Source organism: Limnothrix sp. FACHB-1083 (assembly GCF_014696485.1).
GTDB lineage: Bacteria > Cyanobacteriota > Cyanobacteriia > CACIAM-69d > CACIAM-69d > CACIAM-69d.
On sequence record NZ_JACJQD010000004.1, the window covers coordinates 14,154 to 40,654 of the forward strand.

23 protein-coding genes and 1 riboswitch are annotated in these 26,501 nt (G+C 54.5%); of the genes, 10 read left to right on the forward strand and 13 right to left on the reverse strand.

The features are described 5' to 3' along the window. Positions 1-410 precede the first annotated feature (410 nt). A riboswitch (guanidine-I (ykkC/yxkD leader) is annotated at positions 411-595 on the forward strand. A gap of 149 nt (positions 596-744) precedes the next feature. From H6F46_RS06265 to H6F46_RS06290, 6 genes are all read left to right on the forward strand, one after another. Beyond that, positions 745-1,923, forward strand: a complete 1,179-nt coding sequence (locus H6F46_RS06265; RefSeq protein ID WP_190354194.1) for an agmatinase family protein — start codon at positions 745-747, stop codon at positions 1,921-1,923. A gap of 120 nt (positions 1,924-2,043) precedes the next feature. Further along, the gene (hypA, locus tag H6F46_RS06270) at positions 2,044-2,433 is read left to right on the forward strand and encodes a hydrogenase maturation nickel metallochaperone HypA (protein ID WP_190353988.1); all 390 of its coding nucleotides are present in this window, start codon (positions 2,044-2,046) and stop codon (positions 2,431-2,433) included. 283 nt (positions 2,434-2,716) lie between these two features. After that, positions 2,717-3,445, forward strand: coding sequence for a hydrogenase nickel incorporation protein HypB (hypB, locus tag H6F46_RS06275; protein WP_190353989.1), 729 nt, complete (start codon positions 2,717-2,719; stop codon positions 3,443-3,445). A 231-nt stretch (positions 3,446-3,676) separates the two neighbouring features. Further along, a complete protein-coding gene (locus tag H6F46_RS06280) occupies positions 3,677-4,723 on the forward strand; it encodes an ABC transporter substrate-binding protein (protein WP_190354195.1) in 1,047 nt (348 codons plus the stop codon). Positions 4,724-4,793: 70 nt separating this feature from the next. Continuing rightward, on the forward strand, positions 4,794-5,651 hold the full coding sequence (locus H6F46_RS06285; RefSeq protein WP_190353990.1) for an ABC transporter permease: 858 nt from the start codon (positions 4,794-4,796) through the stop codon (positions 5,649-5,651). A gap of 159 nt (positions 5,652-5,810) precedes the next feature. After that, a complete protein-coding gene (locus tag H6F46_RS06290) occupies positions 5,811-6,605 on the forward strand; it encodes an ABC transporter ATP-binding protein (RefSeq protein WP_190353991.1) in 795 nt (264 codons plus the stop codon). Positions 6,606-6,698: 93 nt separating this feature from the next. Here H6F46_RS06290 and H6F46_RS06295 read toward each other — a convergent pair whose 3' ends face one another. The 9 genes from H6F46_RS06295 to H6F46_RS06335 form a co-directional block, all read right to left on the reverse strand. Next, on the reverse strand, positions 6,699-6,872 hold the full coding sequence (locus H6F46_RS06295) for a hypothetical protein (RefSeq protein ID WP_158234544.1): 174 nt from the start codon (positions 6,870-6,872) through the stop codon (positions 6,699-6,701). 245 nt (positions 6,873-7,117) lie between these two features. Next, positions 7,118-8,161: a tRNA (5-methylaminomethyl-2-thiouridine)(34)-methyltransferase MnmD gene (locus tag H6F46_RS06300; RefSeq protein ID WP_190353992.1), complete on the reverse strand. Its 1,044-nt coding sequence runs from the start codon at positions 8,159-8,161 to the stop codon at positions 7,118-7,120. 38 nt (positions 8,162-8,199) lie between these two features. Further along, positions 8,200-8,562, reverse strand: a complete 363-nt coding sequence (locus H6F46_RS06305) for a response regulator transcription factor (protein ID WP_099535178.1) — start codon at positions 8,560-8,562, stop codon at positions 8,200-8,202. A gap of 625 nt (positions 8,563-9,187) precedes the next feature. Next, positions 9,188-10,456, reverse strand: a complete 1,269-nt coding sequence (locus H6F46_RS06310) for a response regulator (RefSeq protein WP_190353993.1) — start codon at positions 10,454-10,456, stop codon at positions 9,188-9,190. 224 nt (positions 10,457-10,680) lie between these two features. Further along, positions 10,681-11,223: a chemotaxis protein CheW gene (locus tag H6F46_RS06315; protein WP_190353994.1), complete on the reverse strand. Its 543-nt coding sequence runs from the start codon at positions 11,221-11,223 to the stop codon at positions 10,681-10,683. A 1,185-nt stretch (positions 11,224-12,408) separates the two neighbouring features. Continuing rightward, complete coding sequence (gene argF / locus H6F46_RS06320) at positions 12,409-13,344, reverse strand: ornithine carbamoyltransferase (protein WP_099535218.1); 936 nt, start codon at positions 13,342-13,344, stop codon at positions 12,409-12,411. A 288-nt stretch (positions 13,345-13,632) separates the two neighbouring features. Continuing rightward, entirely contained in the window at positions 13,633-14,124 is a 492-nt protein-coding gene (locus H6F46_RS06325; protein ID WP_099535169.1) for a Crp/Fnr family transcriptional regulator, read from the reverse strand. 275 nt (positions 14,125-14,399) lie between these two features. Further along, the gene (locus H6F46_RS06330) at positions 14,400-15,065 is read right to left on the reverse strand and encodes a HEAT repeat domain-containing protein (RefSeq protein WP_190353995.1); all 666 of its coding nucleotides are present in this window, start codon (positions 15,063-15,065) and stop codon (positions 14,400-14,402) included. A gap of 166 nt (positions 15,066-15,231) precedes the next feature. Beyond that, on the reverse strand, positions 15,232-15,819 hold the full coding sequence (locus H6F46_RS06335) for a DUF3611 family protein (RefSeq protein ID WP_158234543.1): 588 nt from the start codon (positions 15,817-15,819) through the stop codon (positions 15,232-15,234). A 172-nt stretch (positions 15,820-15,991) separates the two neighbouring features. On the opposite strand from H6F46_RS06335, the gene H6F46_RS06340 reads away from it, so the two are divergent. Beyond that, positions 15,992-16,534, forward strand: coding sequence for a cofactor assembly of complex C subunit B (locus H6F46_RS06340; protein WP_099535163.1), 543 nt, complete (start codon positions 15,992-15,994; stop codon positions 16,532-16,534). Between the two features lie 105 nt (positions 16,535-16,639). On the opposite strand, the gene H6F46_RS06345 is transcribed toward H6F46_RS06340, so the two are convergent. Both H6F46_RS06345 and leuS read right to left on the reverse strand, forming a co-directional pair. Then, the gene (locus H6F46_RS06345; RefSeq protein ID WP_190353996.1) at positions 16,640-18,337 is read right to left on the reverse strand and encodes an AIPR family protein; all 1,698 of its coding nucleotides are present in this window, start codon (positions 18,335-18,337) and stop codon (positions 16,640-16,642) included. A gap of 105 nt (positions 18,338-18,442) precedes the next feature. Continuing rightward, on the reverse strand, positions 18,443-21,031 hold the full coding sequence (gene leuS, locus H6F46_RS06350; protein WP_190353997.1) for a leucine--tRNA ligase: 2,589 nt from the start codon (positions 21,029-21,031) through the stop codon (positions 18,443-18,445). 80 nt (positions 21,032-21,111) lie between these two features. On the opposite strand from leuS, the gene H6F46_RS06355 reads away from it, so the two are divergent. Continuing rightward, positions 21,112-21,606, forward strand: coding sequence for a Uma2 family endonuclease (locus H6F46_RS06355; RefSeq protein ID WP_242027815.1), 495 nt, complete (start codon positions 21,112-21,114; stop codon positions 21,604-21,606). Positions 21,607-21,663: 57 nt separating this feature from the next. On the opposite strand, the gene H6F46_RS06360 is transcribed toward H6F46_RS06355, so the two are convergent. Further along, the gene (locus H6F46_RS06360) at positions 21,664-22,479 is read right to left on the reverse strand and encodes a glucose 1-dehydrogenase (protein WP_190353999.1); all 816 of its coding nucleotides are present in this window, start codon (positions 22,477-22,479) and stop codon (positions 21,664-21,666) included. A gap of 281 nt (positions 22,480-22,760) precedes the next feature. On the opposite strand from H6F46_RS06360, the gene H6F46_RS06365 reads away from it, so the two are divergent. Next, entirely contained in the window at positions 22,761-23,390 is a 630-nt protein-coding gene (locus H6F46_RS06365) for a Uma2 family endonuclease (RefSeq protein ID WP_190354000.1), read from the forward strand. Between the two features lie 27 nt (positions 23,391-23,417). Here the strand turns inward: H6F46_RS06365 and crtH are convergent, their stop codons facing one another. Next, positions 23,418-24,974: a carotenoid isomerase gene (gene crtH, locus H6F46_RS06370; protein ID WP_190354196.1), complete on the reverse strand. Its 1,557-nt coding sequence runs from the start codon at positions 24,972-24,974 to the stop codon at positions 23,418-23,420. An 826-nt stretch (positions 24,975-25,800) separates the two neighbouring features. Here crtH and upp point away from each other — a divergent pair. Further along, complete coding sequence (upp, locus tag H6F46_RS06375) at positions 25,801-26,454, forward strand: uracil phosphoribosyltransferase (protein WP_099535149.1); 654 nt, start codon at positions 25,801-25,803, stop codon at positions 26,452-26,454. The last annotated feature ends 47 nt before the right edge of the window (positions 26,455-26,501 follow it).

A 26,501-nucleotide genomic window follows, 5' to 3' on the forward strand; every position in this document is an offset into this window, starting at 1 on the left:
ATTGATTAACCCGCTCAATTAACCCGCGAATTTTCTAACCCGCGAATTTTCATTAATTTGCATTGGTTAACCGACGCTTATGACCGGTGCTTAAGCTGCGCCGTGCCTAAGCCGCCTTGGGGAAGCACTCAAGAACGTCTTCATGGCCGATCGCTTCAGTGGGTGAGGCTGTGGGTGGATGGATCGGGAGGGGAGCTGATGGATTTGACGATGGATTTAGCGTTGAGGAGGAGGGTGGTGGGCCATGATTTTTCATGCAGCGAGATGATTCTTAATTGACTGGTAACCTTTGTTGTCATTTTGAGTTGTTATTTTGAGTTGCGATCGGGTTAGTTAATTTGCATCCCGTAGTGGGGGATACAACTTTTGGGTTGGCTTTTGCCTAGGGTATGTTTGAGGGTAAGCTAAACATACATGGCTTCTAGGGTTCCGGCAGCTTCCAGGTAATTCCAAAAGAATTTCAGAGTGCTGTGACTGGTCCGAGAGAAGCAAGCTGATGGCTCAGTGGCGTGACCAGTGGATTTATCCCCAATTCTCTGGCCTTGAAAACCAGCTTTGAGCATCAGCTACACGGCGGGATAAAAGCCCGGGAGGTCAAAGGCACATCGCGTGGATTGCCTGGAACCCCCGGGCTTTGTAGTTCGGATTTTCGGGAAGTTCGCGCAGGTGACCTCAGCCGAATGGAGCGATCGATTCGGCCCCATTTCCGTAGTCATTTGCAAACCCAAACCCCCATCGCGATCGATGAATATTTTTGAACGTCCCAACTATCAGGGTGGCGAATCCGAAGCAAAACGTGCCTTGGATTTAGAAGCTCGGCTGCCCATGACCGGCTGGCAGCAGGAAGTAGATCAGGCCCTGCGGTTTGGTTTGGAAGCCGCCGACAGCATCAAAGACCGGACAATTTCGACCTTTTCTCGGGGAGAATTGCCGCACTATGCTGGAATTAATACCTTCATGAAAGCGCCCTATCTGGAAGATGTGAACCAGGTGGGAAATTATGACGTGGCCATTGTGGGCGTGCCCCACGATTCCGGCACAACCTATCGCCCCGGAACGCGGTTTGGACCCCAAGGAATTCGGCGCATTTCGGCTCTTTACACGCCCTACAACTTTGAGCTGGGCATTGATTTGCGGGAACAAATTACCCTCTGTGATGTGGGGGATATTTTCACAATTCCCGCCAACAATGAGAAGTCTTTTGATCAGATTTCTAAGGGAATTGCCCACATTTTTGCATCGGGCGCGTTCCCGATTATTTTGGGTGGTGACCACTCGATCGGCTATCCCACAGTGCGGGGCGTTTGTCGCCATTTGGGGGACAAAAAAGTGGGCATTATCCACTTCGATCGCCATGTGGATACCCAAGAAACCGACCTCGATGAGCGGATGCACACCTGTCCTTGGTTCCACGCCACCAACATTCAGAATGCGCCGGCCAAGAACCTGGTGCAGTTGGGCATTGGCGGTTGGCAAGTGCCGCGCCAAGGCGTGAAGGTTTGTCGAGAACGGGCCACCAACATTCTGACCGTGACGGATATCACGGAGATTGGGCTAGACGCGGCGGTGGATTTTGCCTTGGAACGCGCCTTGGACGGCACCGATTGCGTTTATATCAGCTTCGATATTGATTGCATTGATGCGGGGTTTGTGCCGGGAACGGGCTGGCCGGAGCCGGGCGGGTTGCTGCCTCGGGAGGCGTTGTATCTACTGTCGCGGATTATTCGCCAAGCGCCGATCTGTGGCTTGGAGGTGGTGGAGGTGTCGCCGCCCTACGATATCAGCGACATGACTTCCCTGATGGCAACGCGGGTGATTTGCGATGCGATGGCGAATTTGGTGCTGTCGGGACAATTGCCGCGCCGGGAAAAGCCGTCCTATATCCATGAGGAAGCGCAGATTTTTGAGGATGGCTGGTCTTAGTGGCCCTTTAGTGGCCCTGACGTTTTTGGGGATTGGTCATGAACCTCAGATATCTCGCCCAGTACCTGATATCTCAACCCAGTGCCAGACCTCTAACCCAGTTAAGGAATAGGTGCGCCCATGCATGAAGTCGATATGACCCGATCGCTCGTGTTGACGTTGCGGGATTGGTGGGAGTCCCAGCCCGATCGCCCGCAAATTTCGCGGGTACATCTGCGGGTGGGAGATTTCACCTGCGTGGAACCAGCGGGGCTAGTGTTTGCCTTCGATGCTTATCGAGAAGGGACATTTCTGGCGGCGGCGGAGTTGGTGGTTGAGTCGGTGCCGCTGGTGGCCTTTTGCCACACTTGCCAAGCGGAATATCGGCCGGAGGTGGGGTTGCACTACGCCTGTCCCACTTGTGACGCACCGATGGAGGACATTCGATCGGGTCGGGAGCTGAAAATTTCCCACATCGAATACCAGAACGCTCATCAGGAAACCCAAACTGATCGCTGGGCTGCGGCCTAGTGGCGTTGCCGAGGGGAGCGCTGCGGTGGCGGTGGCGGATCCCCTCCAGAGGGACGGCATTGAAACGGCTGATCCCAATTTGGTTTAACGCCAATCCACCCTGAGCGGCCGTTTCTGGCGATCTCGAATGCTGGCTATTGCTAGGTCTGGCTATTTTTGGGCGATCGGGCTTTTGATCCTGATTATTGGTTTTCCTTTTCATTGCCTGATTTCTTGCCTGATTTCTTGCCATTTTTTTGTTTTGCTGTCGTTTTGCTGTTGCTTGCCCTAGGAGTTGATCGCCATGCACCAAACCTTTGACGCGGCCTTGGAAATGAACCTGCTGCACGCGAACCAGGCGGGGGCAGACCACAACCGCGAGCATTTTGACGAGTGGGGAATCACTTGCCTGAATGTGATGAGCAGCCCCGGAGCAGGGAAAACCTCCCTGTTGGAGGCGACCCTGAGCGCGTTGCAATCGGAGTTGGCGATCGCGGTCATTGAAGGGGACATGACCACGGAACTGGATGCCGATCGACTGCGGCGGTGTGGCGTGCCGGTGGTGGCGATCAATACGGGGCGATCGTGCCATCTGGATGCGCGGATGGTCTCTGGGGGCATTCATCAGCTCAAGACGTTGGTGGATCCCCAAACGATCGATTTGGTCGTGGTGGAAAACGTTGGCAACTTGGTTTGCCCCGCCGAATTTGAGGTGGGGGAACATGCCAAGGTGGCGCTCCTGAGCGTCACGGAGGGAGAAGACAAGCCCCTGAAATATCCGGTGATGTTTCGGGAGGCCGACTGCTTGCTGATCACCAAAACGGATTTGGCCCCCTATTTGGAGGTGGATCTCGATCAAATCATGGCCAACGTGCGGCAAATCAACCCAGAGGTGGCAATTTTCCCGGTTAGCGCCAAAACCGGCGAAGGGTTAGCCGATTGGTTGAACTGGGTGCGCCAGGCCACGGGGCGATCGATCCAGCCGGCCACGACTCAACCGGGCGATCGGGTCGCCACCCTGGCCACCGTCTAAAACCTTGCAGGGCAGTTCTTCGGAATTGCCCTGTGTTTTTTGGAGGGTTAAGGATTGAGGCAATCTCGTTTGCTCAACTTCTGGCTCTGGAGCCGATGGCCTTGAGTTCCCTTGTTTTAAGTCCCCTGGTTTTGAATTTCTCATCTTTTTGTCCATTCACGAAAACTGTCCATTCACGAAAATCCTCCTGAAAGCCCCTGAAAGCCTATGAATGCCCTCAAGCTGAATGCCCTGAAACGTCGTCGATTGCTCAGTTGGTTGGGCTGTTTTTTGGCCGCCCTGTTTCTGTCCATTAGCTGTGCGCCCGCGCCTGACTCCGGTGGCAGTCCCAACGGCACTCCCGGCAGCACCACCGCCCCGATCGTCCGAATGGGTTTTAGCGTTTGGCCCGGTTGGGTTCCTTGGCAGGTGACCCAAGAAGCCAAAATCTTCGATCAAAATCAAGTCAATGTGGATTTGAAATGGTTTGACGGCTATTTAGATTCAATTAACGCCCTGAATGCGGGGCAGTTGGATGCCAATGCCCAAACCCTGAACGACACGATTAGTTCTTTGGCCGCTGGGGCCGATCAGGTGATTGTTTTAACCAATGACAACTCCACGGGCAATGACAAAATTATTGTCAGTGCTGAGATTAAAACAATTGCTGATTTGAAAGGAAAACGGGTTGCCGTTGAAGAAGGAACCGTTGACCATTTCCTATTGCTATTGGGCTTGAAAAAAGCCGGCTTGGCCCCGGAAGATATTCAAATTCAGCCGTTGGAAACTGGCGCGGCGGCGGCGGCTTTTGTGGCCGGTCAGGTGGATGCGGTGGGCGTTTTTGCACCCTTCACCACGAAGGCTTTGGAGCGACCCGGCAGCCGTGAACTCTTCAGTTCTCGAGACTTCCCGGGAGCCATTTCCGATCACCTGGCAGTTAGCCGCAAGCTGGTGGATGAGCAACCGGCGGCTGTGCAAGCTTTGGTGGATAGTTGGTTTGCCACGCTGGATTACATTAAGCAAAATCCCGAAAAATCCTACAGCATCATGGCCCAACGGGCGGGAGTTTCCGTTGAGGAATATCGGGAATATGAAGCGGGAACCAAGATCTTTACCCTGGAGGACAATTTGAAGGCCTTCCAGCCGGGAAATGATCGCTCTTCGTTGGTGTTTGCTGCCCAAGAAATTTCGGACTTTTTAACCAGTTCTGGATTGGCAAAATCGAAGCCGAATCTGAACAAACTCTTTGACGATCGCTTCGTGAAGGCCTACGCCGCCAAACGCCAACCGGCAACCTAGGGCGAGCCTGTCATCTGCTGCCCGATCGCTCCTTTCATGGCCCTGCAAACTCACCCTCTTTCCTCAGACCATGACTTCCCATGTGCCCATTCCCCACAATCCGCCCCTAGTGCGCGATCCGGGGCCCGCTCGGATGCTGCGCCCCAGCACCTTTTGGACGATCGCCGATCCGATTCCGTCCCGGCTCAGTTGGTTGTTGATGGGGTTGTCGATCGGGGTGCCCTTGGTGCTGTGGTGGCTGCTGGCCAGCACGGGCTGGGTGCGGCCCCTGTTTTTGCCCTCTCCGGCCCAAGTGGTGGGGGCGATCGGGCAGCTTTGGAACAGCGGTGCATTGCCTAAGGATATTCAATTTAGTTTGATGCGGATTTTGGGTGGGTTTGCCCTGGCCACGGTGATTGCAATCCCCCTGGGCACGTTGATGGGCACATTCGCCAGCATTCGATCGCTCCTGGAGCCGATCGTGGGCATTGTTCGCTACATGCCCGCCACCGCCTTCATTCCGTTGTTGATTTTGTATTTTGGCCTCGGAGAAGTGCCCAAAATTCTCTTGGTTTTTATTGGCACACTCTTTTTCAATACCTTGATGGTGATGGACTCGGTGAAGTTTGTCCCCAAGGAAATGATTGAAGCCACCTATACCTTGGGCGGCAACCGATTACAGGTTCTCTTTCAAGTCATTTTTCCTTACATCACCCCCGGAATCATCGATACCTGCCGGGTGAATATGGCGGCGGCTTGGAACTTGGTGATTGTGTCGGAACTGGTGGCGGCTACGGAGGGCTTGGGGCGGCGAATTAGCGTGGCTCAACGCTTTCTGAAAACCGACGAGATTTTTGCGGGCTTGATTGTAATTGGTTTAATTGGCTTGGCGATCGATATTTTGTTTCGGATGTTTTTGCGCTTTTCCTGTCGATGGGCGGTGAAATAATCCCACAGATGAAAAAACAGTCATCCCTCGATCAAGCTAATTTGAACTGAGCGCAGAATCAATGGGCACAGTAATCGCTCGATCGAATTGATTGGAATTGATTGGAATTGAACGCGAAATTCATGAGCACGGGATCAATGAGTACGGAATCAATGAGCAATGCATCTAGAAGTCAAGCATTTGTATAAGCAATTTGCCACCCGTCGCGGCCCGGTGGTCGCTCTCAAAGATATTAATTTGCATGTGGAAACGGGTGAATTTGTCTGTGCGGTGGGTGCGTCCGGATCGGGAAAATCCACCATGCTGCGAATTGTGGCGGGGCTGGAGCAGCCCACGGCGGGGGATGTGTTGGTGGATGGGCAACCGGTGACGGGGCCGGGAGCCGATCGGGGCATGGTGTTCCAAAGCTACACGCTCTACCCCTGGATGACCGTTGAGGAAAATATTGGTTTTGGGTTGAAGTTGCAGGGGGCCCCGATCGCCGATCGCTACGAACAGTCCCGGTACTACATGGATGTGGTGGGATTGTTGCCCTTTGCCAAGGCCCTGCCCAAAGAGTTGTCCGGTGGGATGAAACAGCGGGTGGCGATCGCCCGGGCCCTGGCTTCCCAGCCAAAAATTCTGCTGATGGATGAACCCTTTGGGGCGCTGGATGTGCAAACCCGCGAGTCGATGCAGGGTTTTCTGCTGGAACTGTGGCGCAATACGGGCACTACTATTTTGACCATCACCCACGACGTGGAAGAGGCGGTGTTTCTGTCGCAGCGGGTCTATGTGATGAGTGCGCGGCCGGGCACGATTCGCCGAGAATTATCGATCGAGCTACCGGCGGAACGGGACGAGGCCCTGCGGCGATCGAGCGCTTTTCAGGACTATCGCTACCAAATTTTGGATCTGTTGCGACAGACGGAATCCACCGCTCCAGAACTGACGGCCCCACCTCAGTCGGCCTAGGTTTTAGGCGACGGGGTGCGCTCTGGGCTAATTAATCCCAAAATTTGGGTAGATTTGGGCCGGTTTGGGCAGATTTCGGCCACCGCGCCATGTTCAAGACTCATCCACAATCCGAAAGCCCAGGATGCCCATGCCTAAAACCCCAACAAAGTAAACCATGACCGCCAGCACCGGACTCAGCTCCCACAGGAAATGCGTCAAGGCATAAAGCAGCGGAGTGAGCAGCAGCAGCGCCAAGAAAATTTCAGGAAGCTTCAAATAATCCATAGACCAGATCGTTACCTATCGTCGCAACGTCGTTCAACCAGACTAATGCAACTCTGTGGCGGATCAGGATTTCCGCACGGGTGTTGTTCGATTGTGCCAGTGGTTCTCTGGGGCTTGAGCGGGCTGGCGGTGAACTGATGGGTTAAATAACTGATGGGTTAAATGATTTTGGATATTTGGTGCAGTGCCTGGTGCGATGAATGCCTGGTGTGATTAATGCTTGGTGTGATTAATGCTTGGCGTGATTAATGCTTGGCGCGACAATCGCCAAACCAGCGACGCTTCCAGCGGGATGTGGGTTCAAGGGGCGATCGCGCCTGTTCTTGGTTTTTGCGATCGAGGATCGTTGCCGCATCGTCGGTCAAGTGGGGATCGCGGTAGGGAACGGCGGCCTTGGTTTGCAAATGTTCTTGTTCTTGGGCTGAAAGGGGCGGTAAATCTAAGGGCACAAAGGCCGCCACAGTTCCCGGCCAGCGCCGGCCAAAGGGAACCGTAGCCCCCAATTGCAACCCCGCTGCCAACAGGGCCGATCGCACCGCCGCCGCGCAGGAATAGGTGGCCAAGCGGCCGTCGGGAGCCAAGCAGCGGCTCACCATTCCCAAAAATTCCACCGTCCACAGTTGCGGACAGCGGGGCGGTGAGAAGGGATCCAAAAACACCGCATCTGCCCGGAAGCTCCGATCGAGGACGGGCCGTAAGGTTTGCCGCGCATCCCCCCACAGCAGTTGCCCGCGAAATTGGGGGGTTGGCGATGGGCTGGTGATTAATTCCGGGGTGATTAATTCCGGGGTGCTGAATTTTGGAGTGACAGAGGCCGGAGCCGGCCAAGCAGCTTGCCCCTGTTCTGCCAGATCGGTCAGCAATTGGGCGATCGCCCCGAGGATGGGTTCCGCCAACCCCAACGCTGCCCCAGCCGATCGCGCCGTGGCCAACAGGTAAGGCAAAGCCGCCCTTGTGGCCACGGGATCCAGTTCCAGGCCCACCCACTCCACCGCACAGGCCGGATTGAGGGCCCAGAGGGCGGTGAGGGCGGCCGCCGTGTTGTAGCCCAAGCCATAGCAGACATCCAGAATCCGAATCACCGGTTGACTGGTTGCCCGTTGGGGTAAATGGGTGGGTTCCACAAACTTACTCAGCGCCTCTTGCCAGGCCCCTTGGCGGCTGTGGAAGGTTTCGCCAAACCGCTCTGAGCGAAAGGTCACAGACCCGTCCGCTGTGGGTTCGATCGACAAATTGCCATTTTCAGCCGAAACCCAATCGATCGCCCCTTCAACCACCCTGGAATTCATCCTGCTCGATTACCAATTTCGCAAGTCAACGCAATCCGCTAGGGCACAAAGCGCCGCACCGTTTGCATCAGCTCATCTGGATCGACTGGCTTTCGTAAATAGGCATTGGCCCCCAACATCGTGCCCCAGGTTTTGTCTACGTCCGTTCCCTTTGTGGAACAAATCACAACGGGAATGCTTTTGGTGGCTTCGCTTTGCTTCAGTTGCCGACAAATTTCAAAGCCACTTTGACCGGGCAAAATCACATCGAGAACAATCAAGGCGGGCTTTTGGGTGTCCAAAACCTTCTGGGCTTCTTCCCCGCTGCCCACGGCCACCACCGTCAAACCAGCGTCTTGCAGATATCGAATCATCACGCCGCGATCGGTCGGGCTATCTTCAACAACCAAAATCGTTTGCATAGGGAGAAGGCTGAGAGGAGGAGTTTGAAAGGATGATGCTTCGTTAACTTGGAGTCAACCCTGAGCGTCAACTCCGAGTCAATTCGTCGTCAACTTGGGGCTGACTTGGGGCTAACTTTGGGCTAACGCTGGACTAATTCTGAGTCAATTTTCGGTCAATGCTGAGTCGAAAAACAGAGCCAATCCAACAGAGTAAACAGCGGTGAACAGAATAGATAGACTAAGCAGAAAAGCATCAGTCAAGCAGCAAATTTGAATTGCTAACGCTTGAATGGCGATCGACCCAATAATGATCGACCCTCATCCCAATTGGAGAGCAAATCTCCATCGTGCATTCTAAGCGTTTACTGCGAGGGGTCAAGGGATTGATTCACGATGGAAACCTGAGTCATTTCATGTCCCAGAATGGGGCGAGAATCGCGAACCTTCTGCCTTCTCAGGCATCGGAAATTGCTTGGCGGTGGAGTCAGCATGGGACATGGGGGGCGAAACAACAGCAAAAATCGAGGGGGATGGGGGCGAGACCGTGCCAAATCGGCTCAAAAACTTCAAAAAACAGAGATTTCAGGCATCAATCGACCAAAAGCGCTGAAAAGCGAGCTTTTTGGCTCCAAACGAGCAATTTTTAGCCCGTTTTGGGGTTCAAGCTGGCAGCCGTTGCCCCAGCGGGACTATTCACCGGAGCGGTGGCGGCGCTCAGATATTTTTGAATCAGGGTCAAAATTTTTTCGGTTTCAACGGGTTTGCTGACAAAATCCGTGGCTCCCACCACTTTGGCCCTGACGCGATCGATGATGCCGTCACTGCCGGTCAAGATGGCGATCGGGATATCCCGAAACAGGGCCACCCGCCGAATTTGGGCACAAATTTCGTAGCCATTGGCCACGGGCATAATCAAATCCAGAAAGATCAGTTTGGGCTTGCGCTCCAGCAGCACCGTGAGCGCCTGGGTGGAATCCTGGATGCAAAGGGGAACATAGCCTGCCTGTTCAATGATTTGGCTCATGGCTGCGCAAACCTGGGGGCTGTCGTCAATGCAGGCGACGGTGGCGGCGGTGGCGGTGGTGGCAGCGGCGGGGGTGGGGACTGTTTGGCGGCGATCGCTCGATCGACCGTTGCCCTCTGCTCCCGGCGTGGGAAGCACCACCAAGGATGGCAAATCCTCGATCGGGTGCAGATCAATGATGTTGCGGCGAATGTAGGGAACCAGCGATCGGGTAATGGTGGGCACGTCCTTCCGCATCAGCACCGCCAGATCGCGGACGGTGCGTTGGCCATCGATCGCCAAGGCCAGTTTTTGATAAACCTCCGGGGCCAACCGTTCCCGCAACTGATCCGTGCTGCGAATGGCCAAGGCCCAGTCGGGATGAAAATCGCCCAGTTGGGCTTCTTGCCAAGCAGCCCAGGCCTGGGCCGCTTCCGTAATTGCCGCATGGCTTTTCACCGTCACCGAAGCCATCTTCAGCACGTCCAGAGGGTCGTAGGGCACTTCGGTTCCCACTTGCACCGCGCCGCCGGTTTGCCAAAGCAAATCAAACACCGCCTCGGCAATCACCCCATTCACCACCTGGCAAAACAGTTCCTGGGACAGAACACGGCGGTGCAACAACACCATCAACAGACTGTAGTTTTGGGCCGCAAAAGCATCCCCTTCCCGCAGTGCAAAGCGCTTTTGTTTGATGCTGGGACAGACGGCCTGCAACAGGCGCAGGGTGCGGCGGTTATCGCTTTTGCCGTCATCGACCCAAAACAAACGACCGAGACAGAAAAAGAATGACCAACGCTGTTGATTGCCTTTGGTGGGAACTAGGGTGATTTGACCGGTGAACTGTTGCTGTCGGTATCGATCGAGCGATTCATTCAGGGTGTTGGGGGTCGCATCGTCTGGAGTCATGGTCAAAGTTGGGGTTGGCGGGCCAAGCGCACAGGGGCGATGTTATGGAAGAGTCATGCGGTTATGGTTGGTCTCATGCACCCGATCGAAATTGACGATCAGAATCGAAATTATAAAAATTATCGAAAATTAACGATTCCGATGGTCAAAATTGACGATCACGATTGATTCCACGATCGAGCAATGAATTGAGCTGGCGTTTGCCGGTCTGGTTTGCTGATGTCTCAACTGACTGAGCCTGGGGAGCTGGAAGCTGTTGTGCCCATGACGGCGTTGGCTTGGTCGAGGGCCTGGGGCAGGCTGAGCAAGAAGAGGGTGCGTGGGGTGGTGTCTGGAGACAGCACGACGGCACATTGGGCCAAGTGAGCCAGGGGCGATCGCTCAAAGCGGGCCGGCAACGGCAGCACCTGATCGCGCGGCAGATCGATCGAGTCCGGTGGCGAATCCGTGGGCAGTCCACAGAGCGTGTTTCCCGATCGAGCAATCACGAGAAATTGGCCCATGCCCTTGGGCGATCGTTCCGGACAATCCAGCAGCAGAGCCAAGTCCAGCACCTGAATAAGCTGACTGTCGATGTAGACCAAGCCCGATCGACTCCAATCACCATTGTCCAGCGGCGGACAGTGCGTCACCTTCAGCACCACCGCCATCGGCAGCGCGAACTCATATCCACCGGAGCGAAAGCAAATGGCCCGGATGGTGGGTAACTCTCGGGCACGGGAGCGGCCGGAAGCCGCCGTGGGCCCCGTCAAATTAGTTGACAGCATCGTTCCGTTCTTCTCCGTTGCGCCATCGCCTTGGGGTCTAAAGACTCGATCGCCCAGTGGTCAACCCTCATCACCCGTCGCCCGATCGAGATTCCAAAGGAATCATGATCGATTGCGGCTTGGGCGATTGGTTGGATTGATCACGATCTTGACCAACGATTAGGAAATCCACCGCTGGCCCTCTCAAGTCAGGCAATCTTGAGGTAACCGATCCTGTCAGTGATGTTTAATCATTCACCCTACTTTTACCCTACCCAAAACAGCAATCAATTGAATCGCCTTTTGAGATAGAAATTTGCCAGTCCCTAGCCCTTCCTGGGCAGCTTGGGTTAAACCAGGAATCGCTCGCATTTGACCAGAATCTTGGCGTGAATGGGTTGACTGGTGAGCGCTTGGGATGGATCAGACTCCTACCGCGAACTGTTGAGAAAAGTCTGCGTAGTTTGATGTATGCAATGATGCCAACTTGACCATAATTCACCGAAAAACCAAGAAAGGCACATGCAAAACCAGACCTAAATGCTCAAAGGTAAAGTTTTGAAAATTGCAATGCACCCCAAAGCAAAATCGGCTGTGATGAATTATTGTGGCTGATTTTTTGGGCTGATCTCCTTGGAATTTTCCGCAACCATTTCTCCTCACTTTCGTAGTTGATTTGAATCGGTCAGCATCAACCGGCATCAACTGGGAGTAGCTTGGAGCGGTTTGGATTGATTTTTGCCTGATTCGGGCGAGTTTGTCAGAGCAAGCGATGAGCCTTTAAGTCCATTCTAGGCAGATTCTTGATCGAGATACAAGCACCGAGAACCGCGACAGAATCATGGCAAAATTTCAAAAAACCGTTGAAGATTGCACAAAATCAGCCAATAGTAACCGTATGGCTCCCTGAACCGCTGGGGAGAGGCCAGGGCAGCGCAGGACGAGGCTGGCGGTGCGGCCTCGTGATCGGCTCCAGGGCGATCGAGTGGGGCTGGGCTGGTCATCTCCGAGATTATTTCTGAATTTTAAGTATTAAAAATAACGTTAACTTTCTCCGGGCTGAGTCCTGTGAGGAAGGCGATCGATCCAGGGAATTAACCCAGGCGATCGACCCAGGCGATCGGGTGAGGCGATCGGGTGAGGCGGTTAATCCGCGATGAGTCCACGGGGCTGCACCCCAACCGATCGGCCTCAGGATGTCATTTCCTAGGCATCGGGGCCCAAAATGCTGACCAACAGGGCTTTTTGCACATGCAGCCGATTTTCAGCCTGATCCCAAACCCGGGATTGAGATCCCTCGATCGCCCCATCGGTGATTTCCTCGCCCCGGTGCGCGGGTAAGCAATGGAGCACGATCGCCTCCGGATCCGCCTTGGCCAGCAAATCTTCATTGAGCTGATAGGGAGCAAATAGGCTCTTGCGGGCTTCCGCTTCGTCTTCTTGGCCCATGCTGGCCCACACATCGGTGTAGAGCATTTGGGCCCCGGCCGCCGCCGCGATCGGATCCGTGGTGACCACAACACTGGCGCGATCACCCGCCAACTCGATCGCCCGCTGCACCATTTGTCCATTGGGTTCATAGCCCGGCGGCGTGGCAATCCGCACATTCACCCCCGCCATAGCACAGGCCATCATCAAGGAATGGGCCACATTGTTGCCATCACCCACATAGGTCACCGTCAGGCCCGCCAAAGTGCCAAAGGCCTCCTGCACCGTCAGCAAATCTGCCAAGGCCTGACAAGGGTGGGCCAAATCGCTGAGGGCATTAATGACCGGCACGCCGGAATAATCCCGGAAGGTTTCCAAGTCCGCTTGGTCAAAGGTGCGAATGGCCATCACATCCAAGTAGCGCCCCAGCACCCGCGCCGTATCCTCCAGGGGTTCCCCTCGGCTCACTTGGGTCACCATCGGGTTCAGGTCAATCACTTGGCCGCCCAGTTGATACATCGCCACCGTGAAGCTAACGCGGGTGCGGGTTGAAGCTTTGGAAAACAACAGACCAAGCACTTTGTTGCAAATGGGCGTGATCGTCCCAGCTTTGAGCTGCGCTGCCAGAGACAGCAACGCTTGTAGTTCATCGCGATCGATATCCGCCAGACTCAGGAAACTGCGCCCTTTAAGTTGTGCTGGGATGGCATCCATAAAACGATATTCCCAAGAAATTTGGAGTTGGGTGATGGGGCTTGGTACGGGGCTGTTGTGATGGGGCGATCGGGCCAGGGCAAGCAGCCAACAGCCCAGGAGCCACGGCCAACCCAAGGGGCTGGCTCCTGCTGTGCCGTCGCCAAAGGCTAGTCTCCCGATCGAGCCGCGTCCCGGAAAGCTCCAATCCTACTACTAGGCGTTGGTGGAAACAGCGTCGAAATGCACTGCTTTTGGGGGCTGTCATCTGAAATATGGACTGCGATCGCCTGTTTTGCGATTGCCGGTTTAAAGAAAACTCCATTCGCCAAAGAGATTGTGGGTTGTGCTTTGGATCTCCGCTTGGTGACCATAAAAGTCCACAACCTTTTGGGTCATGTGGGCGGCCCGCTCAGCAATGGTGGAAGCCAAATGGAGGGTGACGATGGCACAGGCCGCATCGCCGCCATAGAGCCGGGCCCGCAACGTGTTGAACCCAATGGCGATCGCGGAAACGTCCGTGGCCGTGGTCACATTGGCGGAACTCAGCTCGCCACTGAAAAAACTAATTTCGCCCAAAATCGTGGGAGCCGACAGCACATTCAGTTCCCGCTCACCCAAGTCAGTGTTTAAGGTGATGCGAACCTGACCGCTGGATAGGAAGAAGATGTGGCTGCCGGGTTTCCCCTGGTGAATGATGGTGCGATCGGCTGGGATGGTTCCCGACTGGCAGGAGGAGAGAAATCGCTGAAACTGCTCAGCGGTCAGGTCTCGGAATGCAGGAAAATCGCGAAAATTCATCTTCGCTCACTCGGCGGCCCCTGAAGATTTCCCATAGTCTATCCCGGGGGCTAAAGGGGCAAGGCTACGGTTGCGACCGTTCAATTGAGTGGTTTTTGACCCGCAGCCTGTGGATGGGCCAATGGGCCTGTGGGTTGCGGGTCGTTAACTCGCTAGTTAATTTGCTAGTTAACTCATGGATGGTTAACGGTTGGTTGTTAACTCATAGATGGTTAACGAGTGGTGATTAACGGTTGGTGGTTAACGGGTTGCTAACGAAACGATCGCGTGCTGGGTCAGCCCTTGGCCGCCAACTGCTCGATCGCCCATTGGGCCCGCAGCCGCACCACGAGATCCGTATCAGCAGTCGCCCGATCGCGTAACAAACCTAACACGCGATCGCCCAGCGTCGGTTGCGATTGCGCCAGCCCCTCCAGCCCCGCGATCGCCGCATAGCGCACCACCCACTCCAAGTCCGTTGCATTCACCGTCAAGACCGCCAACACCCGATCGCGTGCCATCGGCACTTGCTCCGCTGCCATTCGTGCCCAACGCAACGCCCCCAACCCTTGGGCCGCCGCCCGCCGCACGCTGGGGGCAAAATCCGTTTCAGCCGCCGCCAACAACAGTTCCAAAGCCCGAGGGTCGGCAATTTGGGCCAGCGCTCGCAAGGCCCAAGCCCGCGCCGTGTAGTTATAGCCATCCACCTGGGCCAAAATTGGTTCCACCGCCGTTTCCCCCAGGGCCACCAGCCCTTCCACCGCTGCCACCGCCGCTCCGGGGTTGTTGTATCCCAGCACGGCCATCAGGGTAGGAATCGCCGCCGGATCCTGGGCCGCCGCGAGCGATCGCACCGCGCCAACCATCTTGGCCACCGAGTCCGCCTCATCCACCGCCCGGATGAGTTGCGACAGATCAGGAGACAAATCCGAAGACAGCTCAGGGGAAGGGGCGATCGACATGGGTATAGCTCCGTTGGAATTGAGTAACTGTTGTTTTGAGTAACTGTTTTTTAAAAATTGGGATTTTTTGAAAGTGGGATTTTTGAAAATTGGCTTTGAAATCAACAATTTGAAATCAACAAAGAGCCAATGGGGACGTTTTCAAGCCCCTTTCAGGGCGCTCGCCTCAATCGCCGCTTGACCCAGCCTTGCTGATGCGATCGATTAGCCAAAGATTGGCCGTCAAATTGCAAAAATGGGCAAACATCCCGTGCGTGTTTCCCAACACCACAAACACATCCAACGCTTGAATAAAGCGACTCGGATCCACAAAACCCAAATTAAACGGACTGCTTTGCATCAATAGCTTATTCGTGAGCTGGCCCGTCACGGCCTCCGCCCCCACCAGCGCCAACCCCAGACCAAACAGATTAATCAAAACCCCCAGCCGGAGCCGCTTGAGGGTATCGGCTTTGGATGGTCGGGCGTTTTTTGGGGCCTGGAGCCGCCGCGCATGTTGCGTGTTGGTGAAGGTGTAATAGATGCTGGCCAGCAAAGTCAGCATCGCCACCACGGCCACCGCCAACCCTCCGATCGAACCCGGGCCCGGCCCCACCGGAACTGCACCGGGCGTGGGGCTGGTGCGCGCAAACAGCATGGGCGTGGTCAGCAACAGCAGAATACTGCCGATCACCCCAAGAAAAATTTGGATCCAAAAGCTGATGGTGCTGGTGCGACCCATCAGGCGGGCAATGCGTTCAACTTGGCTAACCACGGTGGGCTGGGAGCGGACACGACTGATCACCTTAACATGCTCGATCGCGCGGCCCCGAGTCCGATATGCTGATGGGAGCTGGGTTTGTAACTAATTGTTGCAGTTGTTGCCAGAAACGCCACCAGCCCAGCACCTTCCTCATCCCCCATCGCCCCACATCCCGTCACTCGCCATGTCCAACGATGTCGTTGTCTCGTCCACGCTGTTCTTGACGGTGTTGATGTTAATCGGCCTGGTCTTCTTCATCCGCGCTTCCGCCAAAGACCGCACGGAACTGGCTTGCTACATCCCCGAAACCATTCCGGAAACCGAACTGCGCGATCGGCTCCGAGGCTACTTCTCAGGGCGATCGTATCGCTTGGTGAATCGGGATGCAGACAACGATCGCGTCACCTTTGAAGGCCTGGTGGCCGCCAGTCCCACCCTTGCCATTTTCCTTAGCATCCTTGCGGCCGGCGGGTTGCTTTGTCTGGGACTCGTTTTGTCCATGACCATTCCCCAAATCCAGAACGCTGGATTAGCCCTAGTCCTCCTGGCCCCGGCTGCCGGTTGGTTCTATCAACGCAAAGCCCAGCGCACCGAACAAGTGCAATTGCAGCTCGAAACCAACGATCAAGGGGCGATCGCCCGGCTCTGGGTCAAAGCCCACCGCGACGAACTCATCGCCCTCGAAGCGTCCCTCGGCCTCGAACCCACCCGACCCGCCAGCCACTAACCCAATCATGCAAAGCTGGGCTGGTTGCTGGGCAGAGCCAAAGAAACGTTTGGGCAACACTCAGCAATCGTTAAGGATGCAATTAACAATCGACTGAAACCCAGTCTAAAAGTCGGCTAACTGACTAATCAGATCACCCCTCCGAAAGGTTGCAGACAATTGCTGCAAAGAGAGGGCGGAAGCTGAATAAAGACGGTGAATTGCATCCTCAATATTTTTGACACTGCGATCAAAATATTCGGATCCCTGATTTTGAATTAGCTCCTGTACTTTAAAAAAGTGCTGATGATTTAAATCATCCACTCGCTGTAGTTTCAAATCTTGTAAAAGATATTTCCCCATTTGCATGGCAATAAAACAAGAAGCATAACGCACAAAATCCGGGTCACTATTTGCCGGTTGGCGACGACGATGATCTGCAATCCTATACAGCAAAGTAGCACTTATAATCTGTGTGCCATTTAAGCTGCCAGTAAAAATTCGATTATAAAGTTTCCCAAAATGCTCACGAGTAGAAGATTTTGCCTGATGAGGGGCTTTTCTCCAAACAGCTAAAACGGCTGCGGCTGCTTCCGATGAAGTAATATCCTGCTGAGTTGGGCGCTCTGAGCTGCGTTTTCTTAAATAACGATAACCCAGTTGCGCAATATCCAGCTCTAATTGCGCTTGACGCTCATCATTTGCCTTCAGGTCTCTCAAATCAACCGGATTTTGGTTATTGGTAGCGAAGGTGATTTTCTGAACTAAATCAGTGTTGAAACTGGATAATTGATAAAGGCGAATCAAAATATAGGCATTCGCTGAGCGAGCCTGGTCGAGTGGTAGCTGTTGTTGTGCATTGACCCATGTTTTATAAATGGTCATGCAAGTTTGACCACCATTGATGATTTGTAGATTTTGAATCCGTACCTGATGATCGCTGCCTTGTAGAGTGTTGTATTCAAACTTGTCGCAAATCAGCGTCAGACCATTGTTATAGAAATAGAGATAGTTGGCGTTGGTTTCAATGGTTTGGCGAATGCCATCATTAACTCGATTATTTTGAAGCCCCAAATATCGGCGAATATTACGCTCAAATAACCGCTCTCCATGGCGATCGACCAAAGTGGCAATCTCGCTAATGGCGACTCGCCCCACTAAGATTCGGTTGAATTCAATATCCTCAACCAGAATTTTTCCCGAAAGCTGGAGCGTATCATTAACGGGCTTCTTGGATTGCTGTAATTTAATCAGGCGATCGGGGTTGAGGTGCTCCCACTCCACTTGATCACCAAATCCCGCAATTTGAATCAGGCGATCGGTCTGTTCATTCCATCGCAACCCGTTATTACAGGCGATCGCCCGTACTTGGGGAATATAGCCATCCCGAATCAGGCTTCTAATTTCTTCGACTTTAGCTTGGAGTCGGCGATTCAGGCTCTGATTTAAATTAATACTTGGATCAAATAAATACTGAATAGCATTAATTAAGCCCTTGATCCCTTCTTCGGGAAAATGGCTGGTTCCATCCAGTTTCTGTTTATATTTACCCTGGAACAGCGAAACCGTGAATTCGCCATCCTGCTCCTCAGAGGCATAGATCGCATCCACACCAAAATCTTGCCCCCCATCCACAATGCAATCAAGCGTGGCTAGGTCGTCAAGATCTAGGATTGATCGAACACATAGATGGATAAAGGCTAAGGATTTCAGTCGTCCTCGATCACCCTGTAAATTAAGATCGAGCTGTGCCTGCAACTCGGGTTTTAAGCGTTCTGCTAGGCTCTCGACCTGCTGATCAATAATCGAAGCCTTAATATCCATTGATCTTGACAAGACTTTGGATCAAACATTGTGGATCAAACAAAGATTGGATCGGACTCATTGCTTGATCCAATCTCTATTCAAACTCAAGCGGCTAGGCGATCGCTACACCACAAAATTCACCAGCTTGCCAGGGACGACGATCGCCTTTTTCACCTCCTGACCAGCAATGTGCTTTTGGGCCACATCGCTGTTGAGCGCGAGCTGTTCTAGGGTGTCCTTGTCGGTGCCTGCCGGAACTTGGATTGTGCCGCGCGTTTTGCCCTTGATTTGAATCACGATCGTCACCTCATCGGCAACCAAGGCAGATTCATCCAACGTGGGCCAAGTCGCCGCATGCACCGAGCCGGACTGCCCGATCGCCCCCCACAATTCTTCGGTTAAATGGGGCGCAAAGGGAGCCAGCAACAACACCAGGGTTTGGATCCCTTCCGCAAAAACCGGCGTAGTTTTGTTGACATAATCGTTCAGGGCGTTGCTGAGTTTCATCAACTCGGAAATCGCCGTGTTCAATTGATAGTCTTCGGCCAAATCTTCCGACACTTCCTTGATGGCGGTGTGGATGGCGCGGCGCAGGTCTTTTTCGGCTTTTGGATCGGGGGCGATCGCCTCGCCGGCCTGGGCTTCCAGGTAGTTGCTGACCAACCGCCACACGCGATTCAGGAAGCGGAATTGCCCTTCCACATCCGCATCGTCCCACTCCAAATCCTTTTCCGGCGGCGCTTTGAACAGCACAAACATCCGCGAGGTGTCCGCGCCGTATTTGGCCAACACGCCCTCGGGATCAACGCCGTTGTATTTGGACTTGGACATTTTTTCGTAGACCGACACCAGCGGATCGCCCGTGGCCGGGTCTTTCGGCTGGCTAGGATCGCTGAAGTCCACATCGGCCGGGGCGATGTATTTGCCCGTGGTCGGATTTTTGTAGGCCATGGCTTGCACCATGCCTTGGGTCAGCAGGCGGCTGAAGGGTTCATCGAAGTTCAGCAAGCCGCGATCGCGCAGCACTTTCGTGAAAAAGCGCGAATAGAGCAGGTGCAAAATCGCGTGCTCGATGCCGCCCACGTACTGATCGACCGGGGCCCAAGCGTTGGTTTTGGCCGGGTCGAAGGCGGCGGACTCGTTGCGGGCATCGGGATAGCGCAGGAAATACCAGGAGGAATCGATGAAGGTGTCCATGGTGTCCGTTTCCCGCTTGGCTGGCGTGCCGCAGGTGGGGCAGGGCACGTTTACCCAGTCGTCCAGCTTGGCCAGGGGCGAGGGGCCGCGCCCGGAAAACTGCACATTGCTGGGCAATTCCACCGGCAATTGGTCATCGGGTACGGGCACTGCGCCGCAGTTGGGGCAATGGACGATCGGGATCGGCACGCCCCAATAGCGCTGGCGGGAAATCAGCCAATCCCGCAGCCGGTATTGCACCTTGGCTTTGCCCCAGCCTTGGGCCTCAGCAAATTCGGTGATTTTGGCCTTGGCTTCGGGGGAAGGCGTGCTGTCAAATTGCCCCGAATTCACCAATACGCCCGTTTCCGTGTAAGCCGCCGTCAGGTCTGCGGCCTCGGCTGACGCGCCCGCTTCCGGCACAATCACCACCTTCAGGGGCAAGCCGTTGTTTTGGGCGAATTGGAAATCTCGCTGATCGTGGGTGGGCACGCCCATCACCGCGCCCGTGCCGTATTCGTAGAGCACGTAATCGGCAATCCAAATCGGAATTTCTTCGCCGGTAAAGGGATTCAGCGCCATGCCGCCCGTGGGGATGCCGCGCTTGGGTTTGTCGTCGGCGGTGCGATCGATCTCGCTTTGAGCGGAAATTTCCTGCACGAAGGCTGCCACGGCTGACTGGCGATCAGCCGTCGTCACTTGGGCCACCAAGGGATGCTCGGGAGCCAACACCACGTAGGTCACGCCATAGACCGTATCGGGGCGGGTGGTGAAGACAGTGATTTTGGTGTCGGCCAGGGCGGCATTGCCGACGATCGGGAAGTCCAGCAAGGCCCCGGTGGATTTGCCAATCCAGTTGGCCTGCATGGTTTTCACCCGTTCGGGCCAGCCGGTCAGCTTGTCCAAATCCGTCAGCAATTGTTCGGCGTAGTCGGTGATTTTGAAGAACCACTGACGCAGCAACCGTTTTTCGACCAACGCGCCCGATCGCCAGGATTTGCCCTCGCTGTCTACCTGTTCGTTGGCCAAAACGGTTTGGTCGATCGGGTCCCAATTCACCGTGGCTTCCTTTTGGTAAGCCAACCCGGCGGCGAAAAATTGCAAGAAAATCCACTGAGTCCAGCGGTAATAGTCTGGGCGGCAGGTGGCCACTTCCCGCTCCCAGTCGTAGGAGAGGCCCAAGCGCTGAAGCTGACCCTTCATTTGGGCGATGTTTTGCTCCGTCCAAACGGCAGGATGCACGCCCCGATCGATCGCCGCGTTCTCAGCGGGCAAGCCAAAGGCATCCCAGCCCATTGGGTGCAGCACCTGGTAGCCCTGCATCCGTCGCACCCGGGCGATCGCATCGGTGATCGAATAGTTGCGGACATGGCCCATGTGCAAATTCCCTGAGGGATAGGGGAACATGGACAGGGCGTAAAACTTTTTGTGCTCCTGGGAGCGATCGGCTAGGTCAGGCGTGCGATCGGTGTTTTGCTCGGCCCAAACGGCTTGCCACTTTGCTTCGATTTCGTTGGGGTTATAGCGAGCGTCCACGGCGATCGATCCTCCTGAGGTCAACGGTTGGCGGTTTTATAATGTATCGCATTGATTGTCCCACAAGGCTTCCCGACCTGATGGACTCGCAGGATCGTTGCAGTGATACGGACAAGTTGGGCGCAAAAGATAGCTACCGAGCGATTGTGCTGAGTTCAGCTTTATTGACGGTGGTGGCGGCTCAAAAGTTGGGCGCGTTGTTTGATTCCAGCACCGTCTTCACGATGAAAAATGGCAACAAGCGATCGCCCGATATTTCTTTCTTTGCCAAGGAGCGGCTTCAGGGATTAGATGACTTACCGATCGGGTTCTTGGAGGGTGCACCGGATCTGGTGGTTGAAATTCTCTCGCCGACCAATACGATCGAGGAAATTGACGAAAAACTCATTGAATATTTTGAGAATGGTGCTCGGCTGATCTGGGTGATTAATCCGCGTCAAAATCATGTGTTGGTATATCGATCGGCAACGGAACCCGATCGCCTTTTGAAATTGACCGATCAATTAGACGGCGAAGAAATTATTCCTGGATTTTCGTTGCCCGTTTCCCAGCTTTTTCAGTCCCGTTCTTTTTAGGGTTCACGGCTATTTTTGATGCTGCAATGCATCTTGCGAGCGTTGTACTTGCCCCTCTCAGCTATCAGAATCGGCCGCCGGAGCTGCAGCGGAACCCGCCAGAATCCCCCCGTCAATATTGATTTCAGAACCTGTCATATAAGCCGCTTCATCCGATGCGAGCAATACGGCCACGGCTGCCACTTCTGCGGGCATGCCAAAGCGTTTGAGGGGGCAATCACTCACAAAGGATTGCATCCGCGCCGCGCGATCGGGCCCGTCACCCAACATGGGTTCCCACATGGGGGTCAAAATGGCTGCGGGATGAATAGAATTGCAGCGAATATTCAAACCCTGTTCAGCACAATAGAGGGCGACCGATTTGGTGTGATTGCGAATGGCGGCTTTAGACGATGCATAGGCCGCGGCACCGGGAATTCCCACTAAGCCCGATCGCGATGAAATATTGATGATTGATCCTGACCCGCGCGATCGCATGGTTTGAATTGCATATTTGCAGCCTAAGAATGTGCCATCAAGGTTGGTTTGATGAACGGCGCGCCAATCTTCAAGGGTGGCATGCTCGGGATCGTGGGCCACAATGCCCTCTTCAAAGCCTGTAATCCCAGCATTATTCACAACAATATCGAGACTGCCTTTTTCGGCAGTAATTTGGGCGCAGACCTGTTGCCAATCGGATTCTTCTCGCACATCAAGATGGCAATACTGAGCACCTGCCCCAATCGAGCTGGCCACCTGTTGACCCAGCACATCATTGAGGTCTGTAACCAATACAAAAGCACCTTCATCCGCAAACGCTCGGGCGATCGCCTCGCCAATACCCCGAGCCGCTCCGGTGATCAGCGCAATTTTTCCTTGGAGTCGTTCTCTCATAGACAAATGGCAACAGGTAATTGAGCGCTGAATGGTCAAGTTTAGTTATTCAGCACTCGGTTTACGGATAGAGATCGCTGTTGAGCTTCAAGATCTTAGTATATGGTTTTATAAGATATACGTTGGCCCCGCAATTGCATGCTAGCGTGTTGATGAGTAATAAAATTTAAGCAACGATTAAGATGGTCTTGAGGCTATCTGAGCCAATTAAATAGCAAAAAGATTATTTCCAAATTCTTTGATGGTTTCCCAGCTTTTCAAGCTCGCCACTTCTAGGGTCTATGACGATTTGGGTAGCTGATGACTTATTTGCTCTGCCTCAGGCTGGACGATCGGATCAGCGGTTGCTGATGCCGGGAATCAGTTGGCAGCGCTATAGCCATTGGCTCGATCATCTGGGGGATGAATCGGGCTTACGGCTGTTGTATTTGGATGGGATTCTAGAAGTTTTTATGCCATCGCCAGAGCATGAATTAATCAAAAAGGCGATCGCCCGATTGCTGGAACGCTATGCCGAAGAAGTGGAAATTGACCTTCATGCCTATGGTTCCACAACGTTTCGGCAATCATCGAAGGCGGCGGGCTTAGAACCCGATGAATGCTATTGCGTTGGGATCCTGAAAGCCCAGCCGGATTTGGCAGTGGAGGTTAACCTCACCAGTGGTGGGCTAGACAAATTAGCGATCTATCGGGCGATCGGGGTGCCAGAGGTCTTGATTTGGCAAGATCAGCAACTCACGCTCTATAACCTGCGGGGGGATGAGATCCAAATTGCTGATCGCAGCGAATTTTTTCCCGCTTTGGAAATTTCGCAGTTGGCACAATTTGTTCAGCCCCAAAATCAACCGGCGGCGATTAAAGCCTTTGTGAATTGGGTGCGATCGGGAACTGAGAACCCAAGGGCAAATTAGCGCCAGGGAATGGATTGGGTTTGGACTTTAAACCAAGCCCAGGTCGGCCGCCACTCGGTGAGCACAGGCGAACCCGGAGAAAGCCACCGCGTTGAGACCTTGGCCGGGAAAAGTGCTGTCGCCCACACAATAGAGATTTTTAACGGCGGTGCGGTTAAAGGGCATGGTGAGCAAGCCGGGAAGCTTGCGCCGGGGGATGGGCCCATAGGAACCATCCACTCGGCCCAGGAAGCGGCGGTGGGTGCGTGGAGTGCCAATTTCGATGTAGTCGATCGCCGCGTCTAACTGGGGAATGATCGGGGCGAGGCGATCGCACAGTTCTTGTGCTCTTTGTTCCTTTTGAGTTTGGTAGTCTTCGGGGCTGAGATTGAGCCAATCGCTGATCCAGCAAGGGGTAAACACATGCAGGATGTGGTGATTGGGCGGGGCCAAGTCTGGATCGAGCAGGGTGGGAATTGATACAAATACCGTGCCGTAGGCGGCTTCCATCTGTTCCCAATCCTTGACTAGGATGTGGTGGCAGTCTGTGCCAGCGGGCAGGGCATCGGCGCGCACACCCATGTGGATGCTGAGGAAGCTGGGGGATTTTTGATAGCGTTCTTGCCAACGATCTTCGTCTAGGGGTTGATCCCGATCGAGCAGTTGGCCGAAGGTATCCCAGCGGGTGGCGTTGGAAATCACCCGTTTGGCCCGCAACAGTTCGCCCGAAGCGAGCTTCACACCCACGGCGCGGCCCCCTTCCGTCATAATTTGGGTTACCCGTGCTTTGTATTGAATTCGGCCGCCGTGGGTTTCCAGCCCAGCCACTAGCTTTTGGGCAATTTGACCCACGCCGCCTTTGGGATAGTTAATGCCGCCGTAGTGGCGATCGCTGAAAACCATGCCTGCGTTGATGGCTGGGGTGAGATCCGCCGGAACCACTGACCAGCAGTAGCATTCAATGTCTATAAATTTCAGTAGTTCCGGATCGCTGATGTAGCGTCGGGCGATCGCCCCGACATTTTGGGGTAAATATTTCACCAAGCCCAAACAGGCCAAGGGATTTTGGAAAAAGACCCGCATGAGGTAGCGCAGTTCTTCGAGCGACAGCAGCTCCATCGCATTCAGACAGTTAAAGATCGTCCAGCACTCGTCATAAAACTGGCGAATGCCTTGGCGCTCGTGGGGGAATCGATCGCCCAATTCCTGCAAAAACTGTTCGTAGTCCCGATGTACTTTCACTTCCAACTGGTTGGGAAGGTGATAGTGAATTTGCACGGGGTCAGGAATGGTTTCGATCGTTTGGCCCACCGCTGCCAGAGCGCGGGTTAGCAAGTTGGTTGTGCCCTGTTGCCCAAAGCCAAAAATCATCGATGCGCCCACGTCGAAGCGGTAGCCCTCGCGCTCAAAATAGCCAGCGCTGCCGCCAGGGATGAGGTAGCGCTCTAACACCAGCACCTTGGCTCCCTTGGCGGCCAATTGGGTGGCCGTGACCAATCCGCCAATGCCGGAACCAATGACGATCGCATCCCAATCACGGGGCAATGGGTCGGTTTGCAGGGCGGTGGTGGTCGGGGCGATCGAGGGCTTATCCACGGCGGTCATGGCGACGGAAAGGGCGAAACAGCAACGGCAAGGCCCAGGGGCGCGGCCATGTTTGAGTGTAGCGTTCTCGTTGCGCGGCTCCAACCCGATCGCCCAGAGATGCCGCTGCTGCTGGTTTTCCCGGGTCGATCGGGCAATAGGTTCAAAGCAATCACCCAAAGCGATCCATTACCCAAAGTGATTAATCACCCAATCCATTACCCAAAGCGAAGGCTCTGCTGAATTGCTGGGCGTTCGAGGATTCTGATCATTCAACACCGGAGGCCGATCGGGGCGTTGCCTCTGGGGCATTGTGGAGCCGATCGTGGTTGGGGTGTGCCAACGGTTTTTCAGGATTTATTGCAAGAGTTTATCGATCAAGGTGCAACCCGAATCGCCGGGCTGGGTTGAAGTGATGGGGGCGATCGGGTCTCGGTCTTAACCGGAAAATAACCAAAAAAAAAGGACTAATCCGCAATTGCAGACTAGCCCCACCCGCCGTTTACTAGAGAGAAGAACACGCTCAATACAATAGCGGCTACTAAGAATCTTTGTCAACTCTCTTGCAAGATATTCTCATTAGAATTCTTTTCTGACCCCACGCACCCCGCGATCGCCCCGCAATCGCCCCACCACCGATCCTTGCTGGGTGTTGCTTGTATCGATCTCGTATCGATCTCGCGCAATCCAACCAGTACCCGGCAAGCCCGTCCCAACAACCGGGTAAAATCAACCTGAATCTGCCCGTCATCCTAAAATTTCCAGTCGCCGAATTGCGGCCCTTGGCCGTTGTCGGCAGCTTCAGGCCGGGTTGATGGCTCCTTAAACCTTTCCCTTCGCTCTTCCCATGCCGTTGCAACTTCGCGTTTACGTGCCACCCCATGCCCTCATTCAGCATTGGCTGGGTGTGGTGCGCGATGCCCAAACGCCGCCGACTTTGTTTCGCAGTGCGCTGACGGAGTTGGGGCGTTGGCTGGCCTATGAAGCGGTGCGCGAATGGTTGCCCACGGAAACGGCAGAGGTGGAAACGCCTTTGGGAACTTGTCCGGCAACGTTTATTTCGCCCGCCACTCCGATGGCTGTGGTGCCAATTTTGCGAGCAGGGTTGGCGTTGATGGAAGGGATTTTGCCCGTAGTGCCCTTGGCCAGTGTTTATCACTTGGGTTTGGTGCGCAATGAAGAAACCCTGGAGCCATCCTGCTATCTCAATCGGTTACCGGCCCAGTTTCCGGCGGAGGCGCGGGTGCTGATCTCAGAGCCAATGTTGGCAACGGGTGGGTCGATCGAGGCGGCCATGAAGGAATTGACCCAACGGGGCCTCACACCGGAGCAAATTCGGATTATTTCGATCGTGGCGGCTCCTCCGGCCTTGCAACGTCTGAATCAGCAATTCCCAGGCTTGGTGATTTACACGGCGGCGATCGATGAGTCCGTGAATGATCACGGCTGGATTGTGCCTGGGTTGGGCGATGCGGGCGATCGCGCCTTTGGAACCTTCTAGAGTGGTTTTCTTAGGGGGTTTTTCAGGGGTTTTTCAGGGGTTTTCGT